Source organism: Actinomadura darangshiensis, assembly GCF_004349235.1.
Lineage (GTDB): Bacteria > Actinomycetota > Actinomycetes > Streptosporangiales > Streptosporangiaceae > Spirillospora > Spirillospora darangshiensis.
In genome coordinates this window covers 1-11,640 of sequence record NZ_SMKY01000280.1, presented here as the reverse complement: position 1 = coordinate 11,640, position 11,640 = coordinate 1, and the positions used below count along the sequence as shown (strand labels likewise).

The 11,640-nt window shown below is 72.7% G+C and carries 13 protein-coding genes; 7 read left to right on the top strand and 6 right to left on the bottom strand.

Annotated features, from left to right (window positions below; all coding sequences use genetic code 11):
* From mtlA to E1293_RS37630, 6 genes are all read left to right on the top strand, one after another.
* Window positions 1-1,154 (top strand): mannitol-specific PTS transporter subunit IIC (gene mtlA / locus E1293_RS37655; RefSeq protein ID WP_424923717.1); only part of this gene is annotated, 1,154 nt, incomplete at its 5' end.
* A gap of 17 nt (window positions 1,155-1,171) precedes the next feature.
* A complete protein-coding gene (locus E1293_RS37650) occupies window positions 1,172-1,471 on the top strand; it encodes a PTS lactose transporter subunit IIB (protein ID WP_132203358.1) in 300 nt (99 codons plus the stop codon).
* A complete protein-coding gene (locus E1293_RS37645) occupies window positions 1,455-1,937 on the top strand; it encodes a PTS mannitol transporter subunit IIA (protein ID WP_243717149.1) in 483 nt (160 codons plus the stop codon). The genes E1293_RS37650 and E1293_RS37645 overlap by 17 nt, the downstream gene beginning before the upstream one ends.
* A complete protein-coding gene (locus E1293_RS37640; RefSeq protein WP_132203356.1) occupies window positions 1,934-2,974 on the top strand; it encodes a zinc-dependent dehydrogenase in 1,041 nt (346 codons plus the stop codon). The genes E1293_RS37645 and E1293_RS37640 overlap by 4 nt, the downstream gene beginning before the upstream one ends.
* Window positions 2,975-2,986: 12 nt before the next feature.
* Complete coding sequence (locus tag E1293_RS37635) at window positions 2,987-3,265, top strand: HPr family phosphocarrier protein (protein WP_132203354.1); 279 nt, start codon at window positions 2,987-2,989, stop codon at window positions 3,263-3,265.
* 64 nt (window positions 3,266-3,329) lie between these two features.
* Window positions 3,330-4,091, top strand: coding sequence for a DeoR/GlpR family DNA-binding transcription regulator (locus E1293_RS37630; RefSeq protein WP_132203352.1), 762 nt, complete (start codon window positions 3,330-3,332; stop codon window positions 4,089-4,091).
* A 69-nt stretch (window positions 4,092-4,160) separates the two neighbouring features.
* Here E1293_RS37630 and E1293_RS37625 read toward each other — a convergent pair whose 3' ends face one another.
* The 5 genes from E1293_RS37625 to E1293_RS37605 are packed head-to-tail and all read right to left on the bottom strand — an operon-like array spanning window position 4,161 to window position 8,932.
* Window positions 4,161-5,477: an ABC transporter substrate-binding protein gene (locus E1293_RS37625; RefSeq protein ID WP_132203350.1), complete on the bottom strand. Its 1,317-nt coding sequence runs from the start codon at window positions 5,475-5,477 to the stop codon at window positions 4,161-4,163.
* Window positions 5,395-6,570 carry a branched-chain amino acid ABC transporter permease gene (locus tag E1293_RS37620; protein ID WP_132203348.1) on the bottom strand — a complete coding sequence of 392 codons (1,176 nt, stop codon included), beginning with the start codon at window positions 6,568-6,570 and terminating at the stop codon, window positions 5,395-5,397. Before E1293_RS37620 ends, E1293_RS37625 begins: the two co-directional genes overlap by 83 nt.
* 4 nt (window positions 6,571-6,574) lie before the next feature.
* Window positions 6,575-7,453, bottom strand: a complete 879-nt coding sequence (locus tag E1293_RS37615) for a branched-chain amino acid ABC transporter permease (protein WP_132203346.1) — start codon at window positions 7,451-7,453, stop codon at window positions 6,575-6,577.
* Window positions 7,453-8,160, bottom strand: a complete 708-nt coding sequence (locus E1293_RS37610) for an ABC transporter ATP-binding protein (protein ID WP_132203344.1) — start codon at window positions 8,158-8,160, stop codon at window positions 7,453-7,455. Before E1293_RS37610 ends, E1293_RS37615 begins: the two co-directional genes overlap by 1 nt.
* Window positions 8,153-8,932: an ABC transporter ATP-binding protein gene (locus E1293_RS37605; protein WP_132203342.1), complete on the bottom strand. Its 780-nt coding sequence runs from the start codon at window positions 8,930-8,932 to the stop codon at window positions 8,153-8,155. Before E1293_RS37605 ends, E1293_RS37610 begins: the two co-directional genes overlap by 8 nt.
* A gap of 237 nt (window positions 8,933-9,169) precedes the next feature.
* On the opposite strand from E1293_RS37605, the gene E1293_RS37600 reads away from it, so the two are divergent.
* On the top strand, window positions 9,170-9,772 hold the full coding sequence (locus E1293_RS37600; protein ID WP_132203340.1) for a TetR/AcrR family transcriptional regulator: 603 nt from the start codon (window positions 9,170-9,172) through the stop codon (window positions 9,770-9,772).
* Here the strand turns inward: E1293_RS37600 and E1293_RS37595 are convergent.
* Window positions 9,769-11,427, bottom strand: coding sequence for a long-chain fatty acid--CoA ligase (locus E1293_RS37595; RefSeq protein WP_243717147.1), 1,659 nt, complete (start codon window positions 11,425-11,427; stop codon window positions 9,769-9,771). The two genes, E1293_RS37600 and E1293_RS37595, sit on opposite strands and share 4 nt — an antisense overlap.
* Between the last annotated feature and the right edge of the window lie 213 nt (window positions 11,428-11,640).

Sequence of the window (11,640 nt, the reverse complement as noted above, 5' to 3'; positions counted from 1 at the left end):
CCACGTACACTCCGGAGCCCACCGGGAGCGGGTTCCGCGCGAACGTCCAGCGAATCGGCGGCAAGATGGCCGGGATGGTGATGCCGAACATCGGCGCGTTCATCGCCTGGGGCCTGATCACCGCGCTGTTCATCCCCACCGGCTGGCTGCCCAACAAGGAGCTGGGCGAGCTGGTCGACCCGATGATCAAGTTCCTGCTGCCGCTGCTGATCGGCTACACCGGCGGCCGGATGGTGCACGGCCAGCGCGGCGCCGTCGTCGGCGCGGTCGCCACCGTGGGCATCATCGTCGGTGCCGACGTGCCGATGTTCCTCGGCGCGATGATCATCGGGCCGCTCGCCGCATACCTGCTGAAGCTGTTCGACGGCCTGATCGAGGACCGCGTCCGGACCGGGTTCGAGATGCTGGTCGACAACTTCTCGGCCGGGATCATCGGCGGCGCCATGGCGATCGTCGGCAACCGGGTGATCGGCCCGGTCATGAACAACCTGACCGAGTGGGCCGGGGACGGGGTGAGCTGGCTGGTCGACCACGACCTGCTGCCGCTGACGTCCCTGCTCATCGAGCCGGCGAAGGTCCTGTTCCTGAACAACGCGGTCAACCACGGCGTGCTCGGCCCGCTCGGCGTGCAGCAGGCCGCCGAGCACGGCAAGTCCGTGCTGTTCATGCTGGAGTCCAACCCCGGGCCCGGCCTCGGCGTCCTGCTCGCCTACTGGTTCTTCGGGCCGCGCCGGCTGCGGCCGAGCGTCCCGGCCGCCGCGATCATCCACTTCTTCGGCGGCATCCACGAGATCTACTTCCCCTACATCCTGATGAAGCCGCGGATGATCCTCGCCGCGATGGCGGGCGGCATGACCGGTGTCGCGATCTTCGTGGCGACCGGCGTCGGCCTCGTCGCGACCCCGTCGCCCGGCAGCATCTTCGCCTACCTCGCGCAGACGCCCCGCGGCGCCGGCAACTGGATCGGCGTCTACACCGGCCTGTTCGCCTCCGCCGCCGTCTCGTTCGGCGTCGGCGCGGCGCTGCTCGGCTTCGGCAAGCTCGCCGAGGCCCGCGGCGAGGACGAGGGCGACGGCGAGGGCGAAGGCGCGGCCGGGGAGGCCGGCGAGACCGGGGAAGGCGCCGAGGACGCCAAGGAAACCACCGCCCACTGACGGAAGGCACACCCACGATGAACGGCAAGGACATCCGCAAGCTCGTCATCGCCTGCGACGCGGGCATGGGCAGCAGCGTCATGCTCGCCGGGCAGCTGCGCAAGACGCTGAAGAAGCAGGACGTGACGGTCGAGCACACGCCCGTCGACGCGATCCCCGGCGACGCCGACGTGGTCGTGTGCCACACCGGGCTCGCCGCGCGCGCCCGGCGCGGCGCCGGCGGCACCCCGGTGATCCCGTTCGAGGTGTACCTCGGCGACCCGGCCGTCGACCGGCTGGTCAAGGCGATCAAGGACGGCGGTGAGGTCGGTGCCTGACGGGGCCGCCGGCCTGCTCGCCCGGGACGCGATCCGGCTGGACGCCTGGGCCGGCGGCCGCGACCACGCCATCCGGATCTGCGGGCAGGTGCTCGTGGACACCGGCGCCGTCGCCCCCGCCTACATCGACGCGATGCTGGAACGGGAGCGCTCCATCTCCACCTATCTCGGCGAGGGGGTCGCGATCCCGCACGGCACGTCCGGGGGCCGCGACCTCATCCACCGGGACGCGCTCGCCGTGGTCCGGTTCCCGGACGGGGCGGACTGGGACGGGAATCCCGTCACGGTCTGCATCGCGATCGCCGCGCGCGGCGACGGGCACATGGAGATCCTCGCCGAGCTGGCCCAGGTGCTCATGGACCCGGACCGGGCACGGGCGCTGCGCGAGGCCACCGAGGACGAGCAGGTCCTCGCCCTGCTCACGCCGGACACCGAAACCCGAGAAGAAGAGGAAGACTCCGTATGAAGGTCGCCCGTTTCTACGCACCCGGCGACATCCGGCTGGAGGACGCGCCCGAGCCGGCGCCCGGCCCCGGCGAGCTGAAGATCCGCGTCCGCAACTGCTCGACCTGCGGGACCGACGTCAAGATCTCCCGGTTCGGGCACCACCACATCGTCCCGCCGCGGGTGATGGGCCACGAGATCGCCGGCGAGGTCACCGAGGCGGGTCCGGGGGCGGAGGGCTGGACGGCGGGCGACCGCGTCCAGATCATCGCCGCGATCCCGGACGGGACGTGCTCGGAGTGCGGCCGCGGCCGCATGACGGTCTGCACCGCGCAGGAGTCGATGGGCTACCACTACGACGGCGCGTTCGCCGAGTACATGATCGTCCCGGCGAAGGTGCTCGCGGTCGGCGGGGTCAACCGGATCCCGGACGGCGTCTCGTTCGCCGAGGCGTCGGTGGCCGAGCCGCTCGCCTGCGTCCTCAACGGCCAGGAGCTGGCGCGGGTCGGCGAGGGCGACGACGTCGTGGTGTTCGGCTCCGGCCCGGTCGGCTGCCTCCACGTCCGCGTCGCGCGGGCCCGCGGCGCCGCCCGCGTGTTCCTCGTGGAGGTCAACGCCGAGCGGCTGCAGCGGGCCGCCGCGCTGGTGAAGCCGGACGCCGCGATCGACGGCAGCGCCACCGACGCCGTCGCGGAGGTCCTCGAACGCACCGGCGGGCGCGGCGCCGACGTCGCGATCACCGCGGCCGCGTCCGGCGTCGCGCAGGAGCAGGCGCAGCGGCTCGTGGCGCCCGGCGGCCGGGTCAGCCTGTTCGGCGGGCTGCCGAAGGACGCCCCGGTCATCGCCGTCGACGCCAATCGCGTCCACTACCGGGAGCTGTCGCTGGTCGGCGCGAACGGGTCGAGCCCCGCGCACAACGCCCGCGCGCTGGAGCTGATCGGGTCCGGCGCGGTGCCGGTCGAGGACCTGATCACCCACCGGCTTCCGCTGGACGCCCTGCACGACGCCCTCGACCTCGTCACCCGGGGCGCCGCCATCAAGGTCACGATCGAACCCTGAAGGAGACGGGCCATGGCCGAACGGAACGTCGTCATCGCCGCGGCGCAGGGCCTGCACGCCCGCCCGGCGCAGCTCTTCGTGCAGGCGGCGGCGCGGCAGCCGGTGCCGGTGTCGATCCGCGTCGGGGACGGCGCGCCCGTCCCGGCCAACAGCATCCTCGGGGTGCTGTCGCTCGGCGCCCGGCAGGGCACCGAGGTGACCCTGGCGGCCGAGGGCGATGCGGCGGGTCCGGCGCTCGACGAGCTGGCGGGTCTGCTCGCCCGCGACCTGGACGCCGAGCAGCCCGCCTGACCGTCGCGCGAACCGGCAGAATGGACGCGCGGCACAACGGACACGGGACGGGTGGACGACGGTCATGTACGCGGAGGAACGGCAGCAGGCGATCCTTGCGCTGGCGCGCTCGAAGGGCCGGGTGGACGTCGTCGCGCTCGCCGAGGAGCTCTCGGTCACGACCGAGACGATCCGCCGCGACCTGACCGTGCTGGAGCGGGCCGGGACGGTCCGGCGCGTGCACGGCGGCGCGATGCCGGTCGAGCGGCTCGGGTTCGAGCCGGAGCTGGCGGCGCGGGACGCGGTGATGACCGAGGAGAAGCAGCGCATCGCGAAGGCGGCGCTGGAGGAGCTGCCCGCCGACGGGTCGGTCATCGTGGACGCCGGCACGACCACGGCCCGGTTCGCCCAGCTGCTGCCGACCGACCGCGAGCTGACCGTGGTCGTGAACTCGCCGCCGCTCGCGGCGGTGCTGGCGACCCGCCCCAACCTGACGGTGATCATCCTGGGCGGCCGGGTGCGCGGCCGGACGCTCGCCACGGTCGACGACTGGGTGCTGCGCCCGCTCGCCGACCTGTGGGTGGACGTGGCGTTCATGGCGACCAACGGCTGCTCGGTCGAGCGCGGGCTGACCACCTCCGACCAGGCGGAGGCGGCGGTGAAGCGGGCGATGATCGCCTCGTCGCGGCGGCGGGTGCTGCTCGCCGACCGCACCAAGATCGGCCACGACCATCTGGTGCGGTTCGGCGGCCTTTCCGACATCGACGTGCTGATCACCGACACCGGGCTGGACACCGACCTCGCCGCAGACCTCGCCGCGGAGGGCCCGGAGGTCGTCCGCGCCTGAGGTCGCGGCCCGCACCGCGGCAGGGCCCGCCGTCCCGCGCCGGGGCCGGGCGCGGGACGGCGGGATCCGTCAGCCGGCCGCGGGGACGCCGTTGGCGGGCGCCTGCGGCTGCGGGGCCGTGTACGGCTGGATGGGGCCGTCGCCGTCGTCGGTCGTCAGCGGCTGGCCCTGCGGCACGACGTTCTCGCCCTTGATCGTGCCGATCACCGCCCCGGTGTAGCCGGCGTGCGACTTCTCGCTGAAGGCGAACGGGACGACGCCGGGCCCGGTGAAGTGCGACTTCTCCAGCGCGTCCACGACGCCCTTGCGGGTCGGGTTCTTCCCGGCCGCCTGGAGCGCCTGCACGAAGGTGTAGGCCACCGACATCCCGTAGACGATGTTGCCGTTGAACGGCAGCTTCGGGATGTACTGGGCGTGGATCTTCTTGAACAGCTGCGTCCAGCTGTTGGAGGCGTCGCCCGGCGCCGACAGGTACCCGTCGGTGACCATGCCCTGGATGAGCGGGCTGCCCTTGACCTCGCTGCCGCCCTTCTTGGCGAAGCTCTCCAGCAGGCCGGTGAGGGTGATCGGGTCGGACCCGACGTTGCTGACGGCGAACGTCGGCTTGTAGTTCAGCTTGAGCGCGGCCAGCCGGAACAGCGCCGTGTAGGTGGGGATGCTGAACAGCACGACGACGTCCGCCTTGGACTGCGCGATGGCCTGGGCCTGCGCGCTGATGTCGGTGCCGCCCGGCTGGTAGGACTGCCGCGACACGACCTGGTCCTTCGGGATGTACTTGTCGAGGCCCTTCACCCCGTCCTGGCCGAAGTCGTCGTTCTGGTAGAAGTAGGCGACCTTCTTCCCCGCGTAGGTCTTCTTGATGTAGTCGCCGAGGATCTTGCCCTCGCGGATGTAGTCGACCTGCCAGCCGAACGTCTGCGGGTGCTTGTCCGGCTCGTCCCAGCAGCCGCAGCCGGACGCGACGAACAGGTCCGGCACGCGCTGGGCGTTCAGGTAGTCGACGACCTTGGAGTGCGTCGGGGTGCCCAGCCCGTTGAAGATCGCGAAGACCTTGTCCTGCAGGACGAGCTTCTGCGTCACGCTGACGGTCTGGGTGGGGTTGTAGGCGTCGTCCACGTACTTGTAGACGATCTTGCGCCCGTTGATGCCGCCGTTGGCGTTGACGTAGTCGAAGAACGCCTTGGACGCCGCGGAGTTGGCGCTGTAGCCGGGCGCGGCCGGCCCGGTCAGCGGCTGGTGGCTGCCGATCGTGACGGTGGTCGCGGTGACGCCGGGCGCGCCCGAGCCGCCGCCGTCCCCGCCGTCACCGCCGCAGCCGCTCGCCGCGGCCGCCAGCGTCGCCGCGGTCATCAGGGCGAGCGCCCGCCTGGTCCGGGGTCGCTTCATCTGCTCCTCCTGGGTGCGTTGTGGTAGGCCCCGATGTCGAAGCGCGCGGCCCGGGAGCCGGGTCGCGCCTCTTGCGTGCGCGGCGCCGGACGGCGCCGCCGATGTCGCGCAGGCCGCCTTGGAGGCCGCGCGGGAAGGCCAGCGTCACCACGATCAGGACGAGGCCGTAGATGGCGAGGGGCAGATTCGACGCGATGTTGTGCGAGAAGCCGGAGGAGGTGGACAGGTCGGACGCCCACGTGGGCACGTACACCAGGATCAGCGCGCCCCAGACGGCGCCCGGCAGGCTGCCGAGCCCGCCGATGATGATCGCGGCGATCAGCTGGAGGGACAGCGTGAGCGGGAACGCGCCCGGCGCGGCGAGCGTGGCGACCACGGCGAGCAGCCCGCCGCCGAGGCCGGCCGCGGCCGCCGAGACGACGGTCGCGGTGATCCGCAGCCGGGCGACGCGGACCCCGCTCAGCGCGGCGGCGATCTCGTCGTCGCGGCTGGCGCGCAGCGTCCGCCCGAACCGGCCGCGGACGAGGTTGCCGAGCAGGAACAGGGTGATGACGGCGCCGAGGCAGGCGATCCACGACTGCCAGCGCTCCAGCGGGAACGTCTCGCCGAGCCCGGCGGGCGGGATCGGCGGGACGAGGGTCAGGCCGTTCTGCCCGCCGAGCTCGTCGGTGAGCGGCTTGTAGTTGGCGAGGCCGGGCAGCCCGACGGCGAAGGCGAGGGTGGCGCCCGCCAGGTAGGGGCCGTGCAGCCGGGCGGCGACCGCGCCGACCACCACGCCCGCGACGGCGGTGACGCCGGCCGCCGCCGCGAGGACGGCCGCGAGCGGCCAGCCCCAGTGCCCGATGACCAGCACGGCCGTGTAGGCGCCGACGGCCATGAACGCGCCGTGCCCGAGGGAGATCTGCCCGCCGAGCCCGGTCAGCACCGTCAGGCCTGCGACCGCGCAGGTGAGGTAGGCGGCCTGCGCGATCTGCAGGTCCCGGTACGGGCCGACGGCCGTGGTCAGGAAGTACAGCGCGACGATGGCGGCGAGGGCGGCGGCCGTGTGCCGGGCGAGGGTCGAGCGGCGCAGGACGTTCAGGACGGTGCCCACCGCGCTACACCCGCCGTCCGGTGCTCGCCGTGAACAGGCCGCTCGGTCTGATCATCAGGACGGTGATGAGGGCGGCGAGGGCCCCGAACGTGACCAGGTCCGAGCTGACGTAGCCGGACACGTAGCTGAGCGCGCAGCCGAGCAGCAGCCCGCCGACGACGGCGCCCGCCGGGCTGTCCAGCCCGCCGATCACCGCCGCGGTGAACCCGAAGACCAGCATCGAGTCGAACTGGGCGGGCCCGACGAACACCGACGGGGCGATCAGCACCCCGGCGAGCGACCCGACGAGCGCGGCGAGCGCCCACCCGAGCGTCAGCATCCGGCCGACGCGGACGCCCTGCAGCCGGGCGATCTCGGGCGCGAACGCCGACGCGCGCAGCCGCAGCCCGAGGTCGGTGCGGACGAACAGCAGCGTCAGCAGCATCATGACGGCGGCGACGGCGCCGATGACGAACAGGTCGAACGGGGACAGCAGCAGCCGCGTCCCGCCCACCGACAGTCCCTTGATGGTGAACGCGGGCGGGTAGGAGTGCGGGGTGTCGCCCCAGATCATGCCCGCGCTCGCCTGCAGCAGGACGAACAGCCCGAGCGTGACGATGACGGCGTTGAGCGGCGGCTTGTTCTCGACCGGGCGGACCGCGACCCGCTCGATGACCGCGCCGAGCACCAGCCCGGACGCGAGCGCGACGCCGAGCGCGAGCCAGTAGGAGCCGCCGCGGTCGATGACGCTCCAGGCGAGGAACGTCGTGAACATCAGCATCCCGCCCTGCGCGAAGTTCACGATGCGGGTCGAGCGCCAGATCAGCACCAGCGCGAGCGCGACCGCCGCGAACACCACGCCGGAGGTGATGCCGGCGAGCGTGAGATTGATGAAGCGCACCATCAGAACCCCAGGTAGGCGTGGCGGAGGCGGTCGTCGGCGGCGAGGGTCGCGGCGGCCTCGGCCGCCACCACGGCGCCGAGGTCGAGGACGACGGCCCGGTCGGCGACCGACAGGGCGCTGCGGGCGTTCTGCTCGACGAGCAGCACGGTCCGGCCGTCCTCGTCGCACAGCCGCCGCAGCACGGCCATGAGCTGGGCGACGACGCGCGGGGCCAGGCCGAGGGACGGCTCGTCCACCAGCAGCAGCCGCGGCCCGCCGGTGAGCGCGCGGGCCAGCGCGAGCATCTGCCGCTCGCCGCCGGACAGCGTGGCGGCGGTCCTCGCCCGGCGCTCGGCGAGCGGCGGGAACAGCTCGTACATCTCGGCCACCCGCCGGGTGAGGGCCGCCCGGTCGCGGCGCCACAGCCCGCCGAGCCGCAGGTTCTCCTCGACGGTGAGCTCGGTGATGACGCCGCCGCTCTGCGGGACGTGCGCGACGCCGAGCCGGACGATGTCCTCGACCGGCAGCCGGGTCAGCTCCCTGCCGTCCAGCTCGACGCTCCCGGCCCGGGGCTTCAGCAGGCCCGAGACGGTGCGCAGCAGCGTGGTCTTGCCGGCGCCGTTGGCTCCCAGCACGGCCGTCACGGAGCCCTCGTCCACCGACAGGTCGACGCCGCCGAGGGCGCGGACCGCGCCGTAGTGGACCGTGAGGCCCTTGACCTCAAGCACCGGCGACCTCCTCGCCGAGGTAGGCGTCGAGGACGGCCGGGTCGTCGCGGACCTCGTCGGGCGTCCCGCTCGCGATGACCTTGCCGAAGTCGAGCACGACGACCTGGTCGCAGACGTTCATCACCAGGTCCATGTGGTGCTCGACGAGGACGACGGCGGGGCCGCCGCGCAGCCCGCGGATCAGCCCGGCCAGCTCGTCCATCTCCCCGGCGGACAAGCCGGCGGCCGGCTCGTCGAGCAGCAGCAGATCGGGCTCGGCGACCAGCGCGCGGGCCAGCGCGACCCGCTTCTGCACCCCGTACGGCAGCTGTCCGGGCAGCCGCGCCACCTCGCCGGCCACGCCCAGCTCGTCCAGCCGGGTCAGCGCCCGCTCGCGCAGGGCCGCCTCGTCGCGGTCGGCGCGCGGCAGGGCGAGCAGCCCGGACCAGAACCCGGTCCTGGCGTGCGGGTCCGCGCCGACCATCACGTTCTCCAGGACGGTCAGCCCCGGGAAGAGCCCGAGACCCTGGAGGGTGCGCGCGATGCCGAGGCGGGTGAGGTCGTGCGGCCGATGCCGGCCGAGCGCCCGGCCGCGCCAGCGCACCTCGCCCGACCGGGGCCGGACGAACCCGCACACCACGTTGAAAAGGGTCGTCTTGCCGGCGCCGTTCGGGCCGATCACGCCCGTGACCCGGCCCTGCGGCGCGGTCAGGGACACGCCGTCCAATGCGACCAGCCCGGCGAACCGGACGGTTACTTTTCGAAGTTCCAAGATTGCGGAGGAGCCGGACATGTCGCCTCACCTCGCCGATGAAACAGCGTGAATCCCCCGAGGCCAGAATGCACATACCGACCGGTCGGATTCCATGAAGATAGAATCACCGGGCGGCTCCGGTCAACAGCCGATCAGCGGGCCTCCGATACCTAGCGCGCCGAACAATCTCCGGCCCGGTAGGCTGATCGGCGATCTGCGGGCGGCCGTTCCGGGGCGGCACGAGACCCCGGGGGATTCCCGGACGGAGGTGGAGTGATGACGCAGGCGCCCGTGGGAAAGGTCTCCGGCAACCTGCCGCTGCCCGACCGGCTGCTCGCCGTGGCGACCCGGATGTTCGCCGAGAAGGGCTTCGAGAACACCTCGGTGCAGCAGATCGTGAACGCCGCCGGCGTCACCAAGGGCGCCATGTACCACTACTTCGGCTCCAAGGACGACCTCCTCTACGAGATCTACCACCGGCTCCTCGGCCTGCAGATGTCCCGCCTGGAGCAGATCGCGGGCGGCTCCGGCACCGCCGAGGAGCGGCTCCGCGACGCGGCCGTCGACGTCCTCAACACCTCGTTCCTCTACCTGGACGACTTCACCGTCTTCTTCCGCTCGACGCACCTGCTCCCCCGCGACCGCCGCGAGGCCGTCCGCGCCGAACGCCGCCGCTACCACGAGCGCTTCCGCACCCTCGTGGAGGAGGGCCAGCGCGAGGGCACCTTCCGCACCGGCACCCCCGCCGACATCGCCGTCCACTTCTTCTTCGGCACCGTCCACCAGATCGGCACCTGGTACCGCCCCGGCGGCCGCCTCAAGACCGCCGTCATCAGCGACCACTACGTGGAGCTGTTCATGAACGGCCTGAAGGACTAGGCCGATGCGGGCCTGTCCACCTGCTCGATCTTGAGTGCCGATTCCCTGTGGCGGGCGCGGAGGGGTTTCTTGTCGAACTTGCCGACGGTGGTCTTGGGGACCTCGTCCAGGAACGTCCAGTACTCGGGGACCTGCCAGCGGGCGACCTTGCCCGCGAGGAAGGCCGCCAGGTCCTCCGCCGTCGCGGTGGCGCCGGGGCGCAGGACGACGCAGGCGAGCGGGCGCTCGTCCCAGCGGGCGTCGGGGATGCCGATGACGGCCGCCTCCGCCACCGCCGGATGGCCCATCAGGTGGTTCTCCAGCTCGACGGAGGAGATCCATTCGCCGCCCGACTTGATGACGTCCTTCGCGCGGTCGGTGATCTGGTAGAAGCCGCGGTCGTCGACGGTGCCGATGTCGCCGGTGCGGAGCCAGCCGCCGTCGAACTTCGCGGGGGCCGGGTCGCGGTGGTAGGCGCCGGTGATCCACGGCCCGCGGACCTCGATCTCGCCGACGGCCTCGCCGTCCCAGGGCAGCTCGGCGCCGGCGTCGTCCACGATCCGCAGCTCGACCCCGGCGGCGACGCGGCCGGACTTCAGGCGCCAGTACATGTCCTCGTCGGTGCCGGGCTCGACGCCGGGCGGCGGGAACGCCATGCCGCCGAGGGGGCTCGTCTCCGTCATCCCCCAGCCCTGGATGATGCGCAGGCCGTAGCGCTGCTCGAACCGCTCCAGCAGGACGCGGGGCGCGGCCGCGCCGCCGGACGTGCCCGAGCGCAGGGAGGAGAGGTCGATCTCGTGCTGCTCGCCGTACGCGAGGATGCCGTTCCAGATGGTGGGGACGGCGGAGGCGAGCGTGCTGCGCTCGTCCGCGATGAACTTCGTGAGGTGCTCCGGCTGCATGAACGGGCCCGGCATGTGCAGCGTCGCGCCGGACAGGAACGCCCCGTACGGCAGGCCCCACGCGTTGACGTGGAACATCGGGACGATGGTCAGCACGCGGTCGGCCTCGGTGATGCCCACCAGGGACGCCGACTGCACGGCCATGGCGTGCAGGAACGTCGAGCGGTGCGAGTACACGACGCCCTTGGGGTCGCCCGTGGTGCCGCTGGTGTAGCACATGCACGCGGCGGCCCGCTCGTCCACCTCGGGCCAGGCGTAGCCGGGCTCCTCCGCGGCGAGCAGCTCGTGGTAGCGCAGGACGGGGGCGCCGTTGCCGTTGGCCTGGAGGGGCGAGGCGTCGCCGTCCCCGACGACCACGAACGCCTCGACGGCGGGCAGCTCGTGGACGACCCGCGCCAGCAATGGGACGAGGCTGTCGTCGACGATGACGACCTGGTCGTCGGCGTGGTTGATGATGTGCGAGAGCTGCTCGGGGAACAGCCGGATGTTCAGCGTGTGCAGCACCGCGCCCATGGCGGGCACCGCGAAGTACGCCTCCAGGTGCTCCTGGTTGTTCCAGCAGAAAGTGGCCACCCGGTCGCCGTGGCGGACGCCCAGTCTGGCCAGCGCGGACGCCAGGCGCTCGGCGTTCCGGGCGATCTCCGCGAACGTCGCCCGCCGGGGCGCGCCGCCGCCCGTCCAGGTCACGCACTCGCTGCGGCCGTAGACGCGCGCGCCGTGCCGCAGGATCGCGGCGACGGACAGCGGAAAGTCCTGCATCGTGCTGAGGATCATGGCAATTCTCCGAGAAGACCCGCGACGGCCAGGGAAAAACGGCCGGCCCGCACGGAATTCCGCACATACCGACCGGTCGGTTCACCTTATTTTCGGCGCGGCCCGGCGTCAATGTCCCGGATCCGCGCGGGCGCGGCGGGAGAGGGTGCGGCAGGAGGGGGCGAGGTGGGGAGCCCGGCGGGCTGGACGGTCCCGCGGCATCCGCCCCGGCAC